Source organism: Fictibacillus sp. Mic-4, assembly GCF_049843615.1.
GTDB lineage: Bacteria > Bacillota > Bacilli > Bacillales > Fictibacillaceae > Fictibacillus_A > Fictibacillus_A gelatini.
Window position 1 is genome coordinate 54,612 of sequence record NZ_JBBHZM010000001.1, and the last position, 13,554, is coordinate 68,165.

The following is a 13,554-nucleotide window of genomic DNA, read 5'->3' on the forward strand; positions in this document are numbered from 1 at the left end:
TTCTTAACCATTAACGATTGTTCCGCCATTCACATGAATCATTTGGCCGGATATATAGGAAGCGTCATCACTTGCTAAAAAAACATAGCTTGGCGCAAGCTCTTCTGGTTGGCCGGCCCGTTTCATCGGGGTGTTTAAGCCGAACTGAGCGACCTGATCTGCTGTAAATGTTGACGGGATTAAAGGTGTCCAAATGGGGCCAGGTGCGACCCCGTTGACCCTGATTCCTTTGCCGACCAACGATTCTGAAAGAGAGCGGGTGAATGTCACAACCGCCCCTTTCGTTGCCGAGTAATCAATTAATTCTTTATGCCCTTTATAAGCGGTTATTGATGCTGTATTGATGATTGAACTTCCCTGGTTCAAATAGGGGAGTGCCGCTTTTGTTAAATAAAACATTGAAAATAGATTGGTTCTAAACGTCTTCTCAAGTTGAGCCGATGTAATATGTTCAATTCCAGGCTGAGGATGTTGTTCAGCAGCATTGTTGACTAAAATATCAAGCTTGCCGAATTCGCTGATCGTTTGCTGAATGACCTGGCCGCAAAACGTTTCATCCCCAATATCGCCAGTAATAAGAAGGCATTTGCGCCCGGTTTTTTCGACCAATTGCTTCGTTTCAGCAGCATCTTGATGTTCGTTTAAATAGACGATGGCCACATCACAGCCTTCTTTTGCAAAAGCGATCGCGACGGCTTTCCCGATTCCACTGTCGCCACCTGTAATGATCGCCGTTTTATTGAATAGCTTCCCGCTAGCTTTATAACCCGGATCATCTGAGACCGGTTTTGGGATCATCTCACTTTCAAAGCCAGGTTGATGGTTTTGATGTTGTGGAGGTTGTCCCGCGCCCATAGGATATTCATTATTCATAAAAACTCGCTCCTCTTTTCGTCACTCATCACGTTTAACGTTCCACAGAAATAAGAGAGATATGTAAACTTGCTGTTGAGATAGAGTGCAAATTCCTTCATAATAAAGGAAGAACAATGAGGAAAGGACAAGATTTCATGATATCAAATGTTAATGAGATGACGCTTGAGGCGAGGAATAAAGTCGTTCAATATTTGCAAAGTCATCATGAAATCATCGTAAACAGCTGGAAGAGCATGATCCTGGATACATATGAAGAACCGTTTATTGAAAAGATCATTGTAAATATGAATATAACGCTTGGTGCTTTAAGGGATTATTTTATGACGTTAAAACTCGATTCTATCAAGCCTTTGACGCAAAAAATCGCCAGAGAACGTATTGAAGCAAATACGAGTATCGGGGCCTTTGTCAGTTATATCAATATTGGCAGAAGAGTCGTTAGTGAAAATCTTATGGAATCGCCGTTTCACACATGTATCCAGAAGCAAATGGTATTAGAAGCTAACGAATTTTTTAATCAACTTTTTTATTTAGCAATAACGGAATATTCTCATTTGAAAGATATGATGCTTGAAAAGAAAAATATGTTTATTCAAGAAATGCATCAAGACCGGTTAACGATTCTCGGCCAGATTGCTTCAAGTTTTGCCCATGAATTCCGCAATCCATTAACCGCCATCAAAGGATTCATCTATTTATTGCAATCCGAAAAAGAGAAAACGGATAAAACGGATTATTATTTTTCGATTATTAATGATGAAATGGAAAGCCTGGAGGAAAAAATCAGCCAATTTCTTCTTCTTTCAAAAATGAAAGGCTTCGAAGATCAAATGGAATTGTTTTCATTATCTTCTTTAATTCGAGAAATGATTGACTTTTTATATCCCCGCTTTTTGGAAACAAACATATTGGTCAACACACAATTAGAAGATGATTTGCCGTTTGAAGGGGTAAAATCGCAAATCAAGCAAGTGTTGCTTAACATTTTATATAACGCAGTTGATGAACTTTGCAAACATTCGGGTGAGCGTGAAATTAAAGTCCGGGCATATGAAGAGAATAAATGGCTGAAAATCGATATTTCTAATAATGGCGATCCCATTCCATCCCATTTAATCGATAATATTTTTGAACCGTTTATTTCAACAAAAGAACTTGGAACAGGGCTAGGGCTATCCGTCTGCAAACAAATTGTTGAAAAGCATAATGGGCGGATTTATGTGCAAACAGAAGAAAAATGGACAACGTTTACAATTGAATTGCCTGCCTTTATTTGAACCATGCTAAAAACAGACTGGAGTCTGTTTTTTTTTTATTCACATAAGCGTCAAAGGAAATGTGATATCAATCACATTTCAAAAAGAAAGCATTGTTTAAAATAAAAGCGTAGATCGATAAAGTAGATCAGAAAGGGTGTTTTTCATGCTAAACCAAAAAACAATTGAAATTATAAAATCAACGGTTCCTGTTTTGGAACAACATGGAACAGCCATCACGACACGTTTTTATGAACTTCTTTTTAAAAATCATCCTGAATTGCTTAATGTATTTAACCATGCGAACCAGAGACAGGGACGCCAGCAAACCGCATTAGCCAATGCCGTCTATGCGGCGGCAGCTCATATTGACAACTTAGAAGCCATTATTCCTGTCGTTAAACAAATCGGGCAAAAACATCGGGCATTAGGAATTAAACCGGAGCATTATCCGATCGTTGGCGAAACGCTGCTTGCGGCCATTAAAGACGTATTAGGCAAAGCTGCGACAGATGAAATTATTGAAGCATGGGCAGAGGCCTATGGAGTGATCGCGAGCGCCTTTATCGGAGTCGAGAAAGAAATGTACGAAGCGGCGGAAAGCCAGCCAGGCGGTTGGAAAGATTTTAGAAACTTTATTGTGGAGAAAAAGGTGAAAGAAAGTGATGTCATTACATCCTTTTATTTAAAACCGGAGGACGGAAAAGCGATCGCTTCATATGAACCAGGTCAATATATTACGGTTAAAGTTCAGCCAGAAGGCAGCAAGTATACCCATCTACGCCATTACAGCCTATCGGACGCGCCCGGGAAAGAGTATTACCGTATAACGGTAAAAAAAGAAACGGGCTGTGGCGACAATCCGGATGGCGTTGTTTCCTCTTACTTGCATGATCATGTAAATGAAGGTGATGTCCTTCAAGTAAGTGCGCCTGCAGGAGATTTCGTTTTAGACATGACGAAAACGATCCCGGTTGTCCTAATCAGCGGAGGAGTTGGCTTAACGCCAATGATCAGCATGTTAAATACACTCGCCGAAAAGCAGCCGGAACGTGAAGTGACGTTTATTCATGCGGCGATTAACGGCAAGGTTCATGCACTAAAAGATCATGTGGCCAACTTAACAAATGAACACGATCAAATGAAAAGCTTTATCGTCTATGAAAAACCGACGACAGAGGACGACAACTGCTACCATAAGCAAGGCTACATTGATAAAGAATGGCTGGAATCTGTATTGCCTAAACAAGAAGCAGACTATTATTTCTGCGGACCAGTGCCTTTTATGAAAGCTGTTTATAGTGCATTAAAAGAATTGAAGATCTCTGAAGAACGGATCCATTTCGAATTTTTCGGCCCAGCAAGCGACATTACGGCTCCTCAATCAGAATCTGTTCGAGCATAATTAAAGGCTTTCGCGCAAATCGCGCGAAAGCCTTTTGTCAGCATTACAGATGATCCGTTTTTTTAGAATAAGCGTGCTTCCCTTTTTGCCTGTTTTCTTCTTTTGTTATATTTTCAAAATAGCGTGCGGCATTTTTGTCGACTGCTTTTTTATCATCATCTTTTGTGTTTTTCACCATTTTTACCCCCTCCTGATTTTAGATTAAACATTCCTTCAGTAAATATTCGTTATTATTTCAGGAAAAATAAAGGTGGTATCCTACTTTCGCTCTATTGACGGGATGGTACGATCCGTGATAAAACAAGTTCTTGAGTACAAAAGAAAGGAATAAAAAATGAATGACCGAAATTAAAAAGATTGTCGTTATTATCATAGGGGCCGCTTTAAATGCCATTGCTTTAAATTTGTTTTTAATACCGGCAAATGTTTATGCTTCAGGATTTACAGGGGTTTCCCAACTTGCGGCAGCACTCTTGCATAATACATCATTTACAGGAATGATTCTATTTGCATTAAATGTTCCGGTTGCTATCCTCGGATGGTTTAAAGTCGGAAAATTATTTACGATTTACAGCTTTTTTAGCGTCTTTATGATATCCGTGTTTTTGCATTTTGTCCCGGTAAAAGAAATATCGCATGACATCATATTAAATGCGGTATTTGGCGGAGTAATTGGGGCAGCGGGCGTCGGAATTACGTTAAAATACGGAGCGTCTACAGGTGGATTGGATATTATTGCCCTTGTTTTAGCAAAAATCTTCAAACGGCCGATCGGCATTTTCTTTTTTCTGCTTAATGGGGCGATTATCATTGCAGCCGGCCTCTTATTTGGATGGGAAAAAGCGCTCTATACACTTGTCGCTCTCTATGTTTCTACAAGGGTCATTGATGCGATTCATACGCGCCATGTGAAGCTGACGGCCATGATTGTGACGAAGAAAGGAAAGGAATTAAAAGAAGCCATCCATGCAAAGCTTGTAAGGGGAATTACGATTATCCCATCACGAGGGGCATTTTCGAATGAAGATCAAGAAATGTTAATGATGGTTATTACGCGTTATGAATTATATGATTTAGAACAAATCGTTAAAAAAGTTGATCCAAAAGCTTTCACAAATGTCGTTACGACAACGAGTGTATTTGGCTTTTTCCGGGATGATGATTGATCAACGGCGCTCACGCTTCTCGTGAGCGCCGTTAGTTTTAAAAGCTAAATCCGTACCGGTTGGAAATAATGTTATGAAAACCTAATGAATTATAAAGGTGTTTCGTAACCGAGTTGTTGACCCCTGTTTCAAGCTCAATTGACTTAATGCCTTCTTGTTCTGCCCAATAAATAAGGGATAAAAGCAACTTCCGGGCAATCCCTTTATTCCGGTGTTCAGGATGGACAAAAAGCTCATTGAGCCAAATGTAACGGTCACCGAGGTCGAGGCTTATTCCAATGTTAAAAAAAGCAATGCCGAGAACAGTTTCATTTTCTTCTGCGATGATGATTCCCGAATGATCTGGATCATTTATAGAAAGACGGATGCCACGAATAATTTTCTCGTAGTCTTCATCGGTTTCCGAACGAATAAGCTGATGCATCAACAAATCAGCAACTTTTTGAATTAAAGAATCGGATGCATCGGATTGTACTTTGTAAATGTTCATCTTTTTCCTCCCCAAGATGATTCTCGATTTTTCCATTATACCAGATAAAACGCGTCACTTGGGACAGGAATATAAAAAAACGGAGCAGGAAAAATCCAACTCCGTCTTGAAAGTTATTCCATTTTTGTCGATTGGTCAAGTTCCGTCTGCAATTCAGCAAGCTGCTCTTTTTCCGCTTCAGTCGAATTAGCCATTGCGGATGAAATCATATTTTGTGCAATTCTCTTATCTTCTTCAGTAACGGTAGTGTTTTGCACGGAAGTTACGGTTTCATTAGACTGACCGTTCGTTTCCCCTTGCATTTTGCCAATGACATTATTCACTGCATTTTTCGCGAGTTGAAAAAGTTTATTTGCCATCGTTAATCACCCCCGAGTGATAAGTTTTCTTGTTCATTTCGTTTTCGTTCTTTTGGCAGACGGCCTGCTTTATCATCTTTTTGAACCATATCGGCACCTTGCTTAATGGCACGCTTTGATCGGCTATGTTTACTCATTTGCACAAACCTCCTTTAGTTATTAAAGGCATGCATGTATAGTTTCTCCCGCCTACTCGTGATTATGTAAAAAAGCCAAAAGGGGAGCCCCTTCTGGCTTAAAGTGAAAGCACTTCTTCTAAATAATACGCAATCCCATCTTCTTCGTTTGTTTTCGTTACAAAGTTGGCTAATTGCTTTAACTCGTCAATGGCATTTCCCATTGCAACTCCATGTCCGGCATATTCAATCATTTCAAAATCATTATCTTCATCACCAAACGCAATAATCCGCTCTTGCGGGATGTTTAAAAAGTTTGCGATTTGCCTGAGACCGACTGCTTTATTCATCCCCGCTCTAACAATTTCTATAATCTCCCATGGAGCACCCCAGACGCGTTGTTCGATGACTTCCGCATGCTCCTTCACTAAATGCCTCCGCAATTCATCTACCTGGCCTTCCTTTGGGTGAATGAGGATAGAAGTTGGATCCTCTTTTAATAATTTGATTAAATTCCCTGATCGAGCAGGGTTTTCTCCCATTATGAATGTACTTGTAATGACTTCATCCGGTTTTTGCAAATAAACATGATCTAAAACTTCAACCATAATATTTTTTACAACAAGTTCTTCACAGGTCTTTATAATGTTTTTCGCAATTGTTAAATCAAGTGGTGAATGATAATACCCGAAGTCTTTATTGTGTGGATGGTGGACATAGGCCCCGTTAAAATTAACGATGGGAGAATTTAAGCCAAGCTCATTATAATACATGTAGCTTGAACGCCATGGACGTCCGGTAGAAATGCAAACATGATGGCCTTTTTCCATTGCATTTAGAAGGGCGTTTTTCGTCCGGGGTGAAATGTTTTTATTATCCGTTAACAATGTCCCATCAAGATCGACAGCAATTAAATATGGTCCCTCCAAAGTTAAACCCTTCTTTCTCTATAGTATGTACTAAATCTTATAACCCCATTGTTCCATTTTCTTTTTAAGTGTAATCGACTGTTTTATCGATGTCTAATAAAAATATGTTTTACATTTTGTAAAGAGGGAATAAAAAGTATAACTCTCATAAGAGGAGGTTGATGAAAGTGAATCGAAAAACGGTAGTATTTTCAAGTATTGCATTATCGACAGCGGGAGTAGCTGCCATTTTGTTAAAAGACAGAACGAAGCAAAATAGCCCGACAATAAAGTTACGGCGCATGTTTAATCAAATGGCAGCTACTTTCAAAAAAGAAAAAGCGCAAGACAAGCATGTTCCCGAACAGGATGAGAATCGCGAAGAAATTGAAAAAAATAAAATGTTATCGGAAGGTTCCGTTTACCCGGTCCATTATCATAACAGTGAAAAAAGCCCGTCATAGAGCGGGCTTTTTTCATGTTAAGATAAAGTTGCTTTAGCATCTTTATTCGAAAGTGATATACTAATGAAAAAGATAGAAGGAGAAAATTTCATGGTTATCATTGAAAATGAGAATATCCATGATATTCCGGTACTTCATGCTGTAAAAAGCGGTAACGTTAATCAGCCTTTGCCGCTCGTGATTTTTATTCACGGTTTTACAAGTGCAAAAGAACATAATTTGCATTTTGCCTATTCTTTGGCAGAGGCAGGTTATCGTGTCATTTTACCCGATATGAATTATCATGGAGAACGAAGTAGCAATTTATCGATGGAGCAAATGTATTCCTCTTTTTGGGATATCGTTGTTCAAGGGATATATGATGTAAATGCTCTCATAACTGAATTAGACAACCGCGGATGGATTGAAAATGAACGAATTGGCCTTTCCGGTACATCGATGGGCGGCATCATTACTTACGGTACCTTAACGCAAAACGACAACATCAAAGCCGCTGTTTCTTTAATGGGTTCACCAAGCTATGAACGCCTTGCCTATTGGCAATTTAATGAATTTAAGAAACAGGGAGTTGAATTTTCTTTTTCCGATGACCAATTGCTTGGCGCAATAAATAATCTAAAGCCCTATGATATTACATTACAGCCTGAGAAATTAAACAGACGGCCGTTATTGATCTGGCATAGCAAAATAGACAGTGTCGTTCCCTTTCAATATGACGAAGAGTTTTATTTAAGCGTCAGGAATGACTATGAACAAGAAGGGCACATTCGTTTTTTAGTGGATCATTCTTCCGGGCATAAAGTATCACGTCATGCTTATTTAGAGACAGTGGCATGGTTTAAAGAACATCTATAATAACGAATCGCCCGGGAAAATGATAAAAAAACCGTGCAAAAAAATGCGCGGTTTTAATCTTCCTTAAAACGGTAAGTTGGAAGCGGGGAATACATACCGTCAATTTCATCAATTTGTTTTTGCAAGAAAAGCATAATCTTAAACGATAATCTTCCTTTTTCATTATACTCGTCAGGGATATCAGTAATGGTCACTTTAGTGCCGGTTCTGTGATAATATTCATATGAATGGGACATAGAATAATACACATCCTTTCACGTAGTATTTTAATTTTACTATACGTCCATTCGTTCGAAAAGTCAATTATTTCAAATAATTCAAAAAAAGAAGCATGGTGGTCAAAATGGTTTTATCGAAAAGAGTTCCAATCCCGGTACCGGAGGCAGTTGAAAAAATTGTTGCCTATCAAATAAATATGTCGACTGAAACGGTTTTATTACAAGATTGTGATCAACGTTATTTAGCAGAAGATATCATCGCGACTCATGATGTTCCGCCTTTTTCCCGTTCGCCTTACGATGGTTTCGCCATTATTGCTGAAGATACATCTGAAGGTTCTACCGAAAGGCCGGTCACCCTTGAAGTCATCGACGCCATTGGAGCGGGACAAGTCTCCCCGCAACCTCTTAAAAGCGGCCAGGCGATCCGGATTATGACGGGGGCACCAATCCCGGCGGGGGCGAATGCTGTCATTATGCTTGAACTCGTCCAAGAGAAAAAAGAGGGGGAGCGAACGTTCATCACGATCAAACGAAAAGTGAAGCCAGATGAAAATATTTCATTTCAGGGGGAAGATGCGAAAAAAGGCACTGTCCTGGTTGAAAAAGGAACAAAAATCGAACCGGGAGTCGTCGCTCTCCTGGCTACCTTTGGCTATGAACAAGTGAAAGTGTATAAAAAGCCGATTGTCGGTATTCTTGCGACCGGAACGGAATTGTTGGATGTAAATGAAGCGCTTGTTCCGGGAAAAATTCGCAATAGCAATGCCTATATGATTGCTGCACAGGTAAAAAAAATGGGAGCCGAACCGCATATTTTTAAAAAAGTACCCGATGATTTTGATGCTTCATTTGAAGCGGTTTCGGGGCTTATTGAAGAAGTCGATGTTCTGATTACGACTGGCGGTGTATCTGTCGGCGATTTTGACTATTTACCACAAATTTATGAAAAATTAGGAGCGGCTGTTTTATTTAATAAAATTGCGATGCGTCCTGGAAGCGTAACGACGGTAGCGAGTTATAAAACTAAATTACTTTTTGGCTTATCAGGAAATCCGTCCGCCTGTTTCGTCGGTTGTGAATTATTTGTTCGCCCCTATCTACTTGGATCATTTGGAGTAAAAAAGAAGCATCTTGCCGCTAGAACAGCCTGTTTAGAAGTGGATTATCCAAAGCCAAACCCTTTTACCCGGTTTGTCCGGGCACAGGCCGAATCGATAGAAGGGACGCTGACCACTCGACCTGTCGGGCTTGATACATCAGGCGCTGTTACTTCGATCGCAGAAGCGAATGCGTTAATGGTCCTTCCAGGCGGGACGAGAGGGTGGTCTAAAGGAGCAAATGTGAAGGTTCTGTTATTCAATGGTGAAGGCAGTGAATGGCCATGGGACGAATGCGTACCATCCAGATAATCGGTTATAAAAATAGCGGAAAAACGACGCTTGTCAGCCGATTGCTTTCCGTGTTGCAGAAAAAAGGGTATGAAGCGGGCACTCTCAAGCACCATGGGCATGCCGGCCCTGTCAAAATCGGGGATGAAGGTACAGATACATATAAGCATCGGGAGGCGGGAGCGGTTGTTACAGGAGTAGAAGGTGGAGGAATCTTTTCTTTTAATTCTACAAAAACGCTCTCGATTACCGAAATGCTCCATGTCTACGAAACGCTTGGTCTCGATTTTTTGTTGATTGAAGGGTTCAAAGAATATCAATTTCCAAGGGTTATTTTATTAAAAAGTGACGACGATTTCCCCCTCATTGATGCAAGTAGACTGCCAATCGCGGCGATCAAATGGCCAAATGTTACCCTTGAAAAGGAGTACCGGAATATACCACAATTTTCGATTGATGAAAAAGAGCGCTATATATCCTACTTAGTAAATGACATTTTATTGAAGGTGAAAAGATGAATGAGTTTAAAATCGTAAAAGAACCGATCGAAATCCAGCATGTGATTGATCAAGTCGTTGATCCCAATTGCGGTGCGATTAGCACATTTATCGGTACAGTAAGGGAAATGACGAAAGAGAAGAAGACGCTGTATTTGGAATATGGCGCCTATGTGCCGATGGCTGAAAAAGAGCTGAAACGGATTGGGGATGAGATTAAAGAAAAATGGCCGGATAGTAAGGTCGCAATTACCCACCGGATCGGAAGACTTGAAATTACCGATGTGGCGGTTGTCATTGCTGTTTCTACCCCACACCGCGCTGCCGCCTTTGAAGCGAGCCGTTATGCGATCGAGAGAATAAAGGAAATTGTGCCGATCTGGAAAAAAGAACATTGGGAAAACGGAGAGATGTGGATCGGCGATCAATTAGAACAGCATTCCTACAGGGATGGAAAACCGAAAATGGAGGACGAAAATGATTAAAGTATTGCTTTTTGCAACTCTGCAAGAAAAAGTAGGAGCGTCTGAACTTTCTTTAGAAGAGAACGCGATAAAAATTTCAGATCTTAAAAATCGATTGATCGAAGAATATGATGTACAAGAATTTAGTAATTGCCTGGTTGCCATCAATGAAGAATACGCTGGCGATAATGATATTGCCGAAAGTGGCGATACCATTGCCTTTATCCCGCCGGTAAGCGGTGGATGATCCCCGGTTATCCGGGGGGATGTTTTTACTAAAAACGACGAAAAAGTTACCTGATTAGACGAAAAATTCATTTTTAAATGAATAAGTTCTCTCCTTCGACGAATGCATACTCCCATTAGTCGAATAGCCGATTACAATCGGTACCTCCTGGAACATTACCTGGCTATTCTTTATATGTGCTTTCTCCAGTAACTTGCCCACCTTCAATCTCCTCAAAACAATCAAAACAGACAATCTTCCCATCCTCCTGGTAAACGCCATTGAAAAAACCATCTAGACAATAAATTGCCTTCCCGCAAAGCGAACAGTTTCCGATTAATTCCTTCATTAAAAATGAAACCCCTTTCATTTTTGACCTTCTTAGAAAAACGCCTTTAGCGGTTTTTCTACAAGTTCGTCTGAAATTATTAAAATCCTGTGAAAAAATTAAAATTTAAAATAGGTTTTATAAATATACACTTGAATTTATTTTTATACATATTATAATAATACATAATTTAACGTTGAGGGGTGACTTAAATGAAGGTTGGAATTATAGGGGCATCAGGTTATGGAGGTGTTGAATTAATCCGGTTGTTGCATCGGCATCCCTATATCGAATCATTGAGCCTTTATACATCCAGCAATGACGGAAAAATGATTGACGACCTTTACCCTCATTTGCAAAATTATGTAAATGATCCAATGAAACCAATCATTGTGGATGAAATGGTGGAAAACCTTGACATCGTTTTTTCTTCGGCGCCTTCTGGTGTATCGACGAAAGTGCTTCCACCTCTTTTAGAGAAGGGCATTAAGGTAATTGACTTAGCTGGGGATTACCGATTAAATGACGGTGCTGTATATAACAAGTGGTACAAAAAGGAGCCTGCTCCTTTAAAATGGCTCGAAAAGTCCGTCTACGGGCTTTGCGAATGGAATAAAGAAGCGATTAAAAATGCGCAATTAATTGCAAATCCGGGATGTTATCCAACGTCTGTCTTGCTTGCGTTAGGGCCGCTTTTAAATGATAGATTAATAGACGCAAGCACCATCATCATCGATGCGAAGTCTGGCGTATCAGGGGCGGGGCAGTCGCCTTCAGCTGCCACCCATTTTGCGATGTGCAATGAAAATTTCAGCATTTATAAAGTGAACCAACATCAACATATTCCGGAAATTGAACAAATGATGGCTTCATGGATGGGCGAGAATTCACCGGTAACATTCAGCACCCACCTCGTTCCAATGACACGTGGCATTATGAGCACGATTTATGCGCAAAAGAAAGAACGTGTGACGCTAACTCAAATTTATGAAAGTTTCCATCGTCATTATAAAGATTCTCCCTTTGTCCGGATTGAGCGGGAAGGCCATTTTCCAATGACGAAACAAGTGTATGGAAGCAATCATTGTGATATCGGAATCGCTTTAGATATGCGAACAGATCGGCTCACCATCGTCTCCTGCATTGACAATTTGATGAAAGGAGCGGCCGGGCAAGCCGTACAAAACTTCAACATGCTCTTTGGATTTGAAGAGACAGCGGGGCTTGAGGGGAGCCCTATTTATCCATAATACATGAAACTAGAAGGGGAGAATAAGATGATTGATCATTCCGTAACAACGATTAAAAAAGTAACGGATAAAAATATAGCATCACCAATCGGGTTCAGCGCCTGCGGCATCCACTGCGGAATTAAACATAAAAAGAAAGACTTGAGCCTGATTTATAGTGAAAAACCCGCGGCGGCCGCAGCTGTATACACAACGAATAAAATTCAGGCAGCGCCGCTTGAAGTGACGAGAAAAAGCATTGAAACAGAAGGCAAACTGCAGGCCATTCTCGTCAACTCCGGCAATGCGAATGCGTGCACGGGCAAAATAGGGCTTTTAAATGCGTATGAAATGAGACAGGCGGTCAGCGAACGATTTCAAATCGATGAACATCTTGTCGCTGTCGCTTCTACAGGAGTAATCGGTGAGCTTTTGCCGATGGAAAATATTCTAAAAGGAATTGAAGAATTGGCGCCCGAAGCAACGCTTCAAGGCTCGATCGATTTCAGCCAGGCGATTTTAACGACCGATACCGTATCGAAAAATACATGTTATCAGTTTCAAGTGGACGGCAAAGACGTAACGATTGCGGGAACGGCGAAAGGATCTGGCATGGTTCACCCGAATATGGCGACAATGCTTGCTTTTATTACGACGGATGCGGTTATCTCGCACGAAAATTTACAGGCCGCGCTAAAGCAAATAACGGATGAAACGTTTAATAGCATTACGATCGATGGCGATACGTCCACAAATGACATGGTTATCGTAATGGCAAACGGAATGGCGGAACATAAGGAATTGACACCTGAGCATCCAGACTTCCCTGTTTTTATTGAAGCGTTAAAAATGGTGTCGACAGATCTGGCGAAGGCGATTGCAAGCGATGGAGAAGGAGCAACGAAATTAATTGAAGTGGAAGTAAAGGGCGCACGATCTGATGAGGAAGCGAGAAAGGTTGCAAAAACGATCGTCGGCTCGCCGTTAGTAAAAACAGCTGCTTTTGGCTGTGATGCTAACTGGGGGCGGATCATTTGCGCGATCGGTTACAGCGGAGCACAAATTGACCCGAAAACGATTGACATTTCGATTGGAAAAACGCCAGTACTCGCTGCTAGTGAGATTCAAGCTTATTCAGAAGAAGAGGTTACGCAGTATTTGAAAGGAAATGAAATAAAAATAGAAGTCGATCTTCATCTCTCAACAGGAAAAGGAAAAGCCTGGGGCTGCGACTTAACATACGATTACGTCCATATTAATGGCAGCTATCGAACATAATAGTTATCCGTATAGAAAAGAGAGGAAA

At 40.6% G+C, this 13,554-nt stretch carries 19 protein-coding genes; 11 read left to right on the forward strand and 8 right to left on the reverse strand.

The window, feature by feature from the left end:
- Positions 1-3 precede the first annotated feature (3 nt).
- The gene (locus tag WD019_RS00235) at positions 4-873 is read right to left on the reverse strand and encodes an SDR family oxidoreductase (protein WP_425710333.1); all 870 of its coding nucleotides are present in this window, start codon (positions 871-873) and stop codon (positions 4-6) included.
- Between the two features lie 137 nt (positions 874-1,010).
- Between WD019_RS00235 and WD019_RS00240 the strand changes: the two genes are divergently transcribed.
- Positions 1,011-2,153, forward strand: a complete 1,143-nt coding sequence (locus WD019_RS00240; RefSeq protein ID WP_425710334.1) for a histidine kinase N-terminal domain-containing protein — start codon at positions 1,011-1,013, stop codon at positions 2,151-2,153.
- 145 nt (positions 2,154-2,298) lie between these two features.
- Positions 2,299-3,537, forward strand: a complete 1,239-nt coding sequence (gene hmpA, locus WD019_RS00245) for an NO-inducible flavohemoprotein (RefSeq protein ID WP_026676139.1) — start codon at positions 2,299-2,301, stop codon at positions 3,535-3,537.
- 43 nt (positions 3,538-3,580) lie between these two features.
- Here the strand turns inward: hmpA and WD019_RS00250 are convergent, their stop codons facing one another.
- A complete protein-coding gene (locus WD019_RS00250) occupies positions 3,581-3,715 on the reverse strand; it encodes a DUF3941 domain-containing protein (RefSeq protein ID WP_407636369.1) in 135 nt (44 codons plus the stop codon).
- Between the two features lie 160 nt (positions 3,716-3,875).
- On the opposite strand from WD019_RS00250, the gene WD019_RS00255 reads away from it, so the two are divergent.
- Positions 3,876-4,703 (forward strand): YitT family protein, encoded by an 828-nt coding sequence (locus WD019_RS00255; protein ID WP_026676138.1) that lies wholly within the window; start codon positions 3,876-3,878, stop codon positions 4,701-4,703.
- 37 nt (positions 4,704-4,740) lie between these two features.
- On the opposite strand, the gene WD019_RS00260 is transcribed toward WD019_RS00255, so the two are convergent.
- The 4 genes from WD019_RS00260 to WD019_RS00275 all read right to left on the reverse strand — a co-directional run bounded on the left by WD019_RS00260 (position 4,741) and on the right by WD019_RS00275 (position 6,597).
- On the reverse strand, positions 4,741-5,193 hold the full coding sequence (locus tag WD019_RS00260) for a GNAT family N-acetyltransferase (RefSeq protein ID WP_026676137.1): 453 nt from the start codon (positions 5,191-5,193) through the stop codon (positions 4,741-4,743).
- Between the two features lie 113 nt (positions 5,194-5,306).
- Positions 5,307-5,552, reverse strand: coding sequence for a DUF3813 domain-containing protein (locus tag WD019_RS00265; RefSeq protein WP_026676136.1), 246 nt, complete (start codon positions 5,550-5,552; stop codon positions 5,307-5,309).
- Positions 5,553-5,554: 2 nt separating this feature from the next.
- Positions 5,555-5,689, reverse strand: a complete 135-nt coding sequence (locus WD019_RS00270; RefSeq protein ID WP_281172147.1) for a hypothetical protein — start codon at positions 5,687-5,689, stop codon at positions 5,555-5,557.
- Between the two features lie 98 nt (positions 5,690-5,787).
- Positions 5,788-6,597: a Cof-type HAD-IIB family hydrolase gene (locus tag WD019_RS00275; protein ID WP_026676135.1), complete on the reverse strand. Its 810-nt coding sequence runs from the start codon at positions 6,595-6,597 to the stop codon at positions 5,788-5,790.
- A 167-nt stretch (positions 6,598-6,764) separates the two neighbouring features.
- Between WD019_RS00275 and WD019_RS00280 the strand changes: the two genes are divergently transcribed.
- Both WD019_RS00280 and WD019_RS00285 read left to right on the forward strand, forming a co-directional pair.
- A complete protein-coding gene (locus WD019_RS00280; RefSeq protein WP_154657882.1) occupies positions 6,765-7,040 on the forward strand; it encodes a hypothetical protein in 276 nt (91 codons plus the stop codon).
- Positions 7,041-7,130: 90 nt separating this feature from the next.
- Positions 7,131-7,895 carry an alpha/beta fold hydrolase gene (locus WD019_RS00285; protein WP_425710335.1) on the forward strand — a complete coding sequence of 255 codons (765 nt, stop codon included), beginning with the start codon at positions 7,131-7,133 and terminating at the stop codon, positions 7,893-7,895.
- Positions 7,896-7,948: 53 nt separating this feature from the next.
- Here the strand turns inward: WD019_RS00285 and WD019_RS00290 are convergent, their stop codons facing one another.
- The gene (locus WD019_RS00290) at positions 7,949-8,131 is read right to left on the reverse strand and encodes a hypothetical protein (RefSeq protein ID WP_026676132.1); all 183 of its coding nucleotides are present in this window, start codon (positions 8,129-8,131) and stop codon (positions 7,949-7,951) included.
- A 107-nt stretch (positions 8,132-8,238) separates the two neighbouring features.
- Here WD019_RS00290 and WD019_RS00295 point away from each other — a divergent pair, with 107 nt between their 5' ends.
- The 4 genes from WD019_RS00295 to moaD are packed head-to-tail and all read left to right on the forward strand — an operon-like array spanning position 8,239 to position 10,712.
- The gene (locus tag WD019_RS00295) at positions 8,239-9,525 is read left to right on the forward strand and encodes a gephyrin-like molybdotransferase Glp (RefSeq protein WP_425710336.1); all 1,287 of its coding nucleotides are present in this window, start codon (positions 8,239-8,241) and stop codon (positions 9,523-9,525) included.
- A complete protein-coding gene (gene mobB, locus WD019_RS00300; protein ID WP_425710337.1) occupies positions 9,492-10,022 on the forward strand; it encodes a molybdopterin-guanine dinucleotide biosynthesis protein B in 531 nt (176 codons plus the stop codon). Before WD019_RS00295 ends, mobB begins: the two co-directional genes overlap by 34 nt.
- Positions 10,019-10,486, forward strand: a complete 468-nt coding sequence (locus tag WD019_RS00305; RefSeq protein WP_425710338.1) for a molybdenum cofactor biosynthesis protein MoaE — start codon at positions 10,019-10,021, stop codon at positions 10,484-10,486. Before mobB ends, WD019_RS00305 begins: the two co-directional genes overlap by 4 nt.
- A complete protein-coding gene (gene moaD / locus WD019_RS00310; protein ID WP_026676128.1) occupies positions 10,479-10,712 on the forward strand; it encodes a molybdopterin converting factor subunit 1 in 234 nt (77 codons plus the stop codon). The genes WD019_RS00305 and moaD overlap by 8 nt, the downstream gene beginning before the upstream one ends.
- Before the next feature lie 163 nt (positions 10,713-10,875).
- On the opposite strand, the gene WD019_RS00315 is transcribed toward moaD, so the two are convergent.
- Positions 10,876-11,061 (reverse strand): hypothetical protein, encoded by a 186-nt coding sequence (locus tag WD019_RS00315; protein WP_035349756.1) that lies wholly within the window; start codon positions 11,059-11,061, stop codon positions 10,876-10,878.
- A 170-nt stretch (positions 11,062-11,231) separates the two neighbouring features.
- On the opposite strand from WD019_RS00315, the gene argC reads away from it, so the two are divergent.
- Positions 11,232-12,269: an N-acetyl-gamma-glutamyl-phosphate reductase gene (gene argC / locus WD019_RS00320; protein ID WP_425710339.1), complete on the forward strand. Its 1,038-nt coding sequence runs from the start codon at positions 11,232-11,234 to the stop codon at positions 12,267-12,269.
- Positions 12,270-12,296: 27 nt separating this feature from the next.
- Complete coding sequence (gene argJ, locus WD019_RS00325; RefSeq protein WP_425710340.1) at positions 12,297-13,526, forward strand: bifunctional glutamate N-acetyltransferase/amino-acid acetyltransferase ArgJ; 1,230 nt, start codon at positions 12,297-12,299, stop codon at positions 13,524-13,526.
- Positions 13,527-13,554: the final 28 nt, after the last annotated feature.

Excerpts from the sequence above, each read along its gene's own strand:
- WD019_RS00235 (WP_425710333.1), bottom strand. The coding sequence starts at position 873 with ATGAATAATGAATATCCTATGGGCGCGGGACAACCTCCACAACATCAA.
- WD019_RS00240 (WP_425710334.1), top strand. The coding sequence starts at position 1,011 with ATGATATCAAATGTTAATGAGATGACGCTTGAGGCGAGGAATAAAGTC.
- hmpA (WP_026676139.1), top strand. The coding sequence starts at position 2,299 with ATGCTAAACCAAAAAACAATTGAAATTATAAAATCAACGGTTCCTGTT.
- WD019_RS00250 (WP_407636369.1), bottom strand. The coding sequence starts at position 3,715 with ATGGTGAAAAACACAAAAGATGATGATAAAAAAGCAGTCGACAAAAAT.
- WD019_RS00255 (WP_026676138.1), top strand. The coding sequence starts at position 3,876 with ATGACCGAAATTAAAAAGATTGTCGTTATTATCATAGGGGCCGCTTTA.
- WD019_RS00260 (WP_026676137.1), bottom strand. The coding sequence starts at position 5,193 with ATGAACATTTACAAAGTACAATCCGATGCATCCGATTCTTTAATTCAA.
- WD019_RS00265 (WP_026676136.1), bottom strand. The coding sequence starts at position 5,552 with ATGGCAAATAAACTTTTTCAACTCGCGAAAAATGCAGTGAATAATGTC.
- WD019_RS00270 (WP_281172147.1), bottom strand. The coding sequence starts at position 5,689 with ATGAGTAAACATAGCCGATCAAAGCGTGCCATTAAGCAAGGTGCCGAT.
- WD019_RS00285 (WP_425710335.1), top strand. The coding sequence starts at position 7,131 with ATGGTTATCATTGAAAATGAGAATATCCATGATATTCCGGTACTTCAT.
- WD019_RS00290 (WP_026676132.1), bottom strand. The coding sequence starts at position 8,131 with ATGTCCCATTCATATGAATATTATCACAGAACCGGCACTAAAGTGACC.
- WD019_RS00295 (WP_425710336.1), top strand. The coding sequence starts at position 8,239 with ATGGTTTTATCGAAAAGAGTTCCAATCCCGGTACCGGAGGCAGTTGAA.
- mobB (WP_425710337.1), top strand. The coding sequence starts at position 9,492 with ATGGCCATGGGACGAATGCGTACCATCCAGATAATCGGTTATAAAAAT.
- WD019_RS00305 (WP_425710338.1), top strand. The coding sequence starts at position 10,019 with ATGAATGAGTTTAAAATCGTAAAAGAACCGATCGAAATCCAGCATGTG.
- moaD (WP_026676128.1), top strand. The coding sequence starts at position 10,479 with ATGATTAAAGTATTGCTTTTTGCAACTCTGCAAGAAAAAGTAGGAGCG.
- WD019_RS00315 (WP_035349756.1), bottom strand. The coding sequence starts at position 11,061 with ATGAAAGGGGTTTCATTTTTAATGAAGGAATTAATCGGAAACTGTTCG.
- argC (WP_425710339.1), top strand. The coding sequence starts at position 11,232 with ATGAAGGTTGGAATTATAGGGGCATCAGGTTATGGAGGTGTTGAATTA.
- argJ (WP_425710340.1), top strand. The coding sequence starts at position 12,297 with ATGATTGATCATTCCGTAACAACGATTAAAAAAGTAACGGATAAAAAT.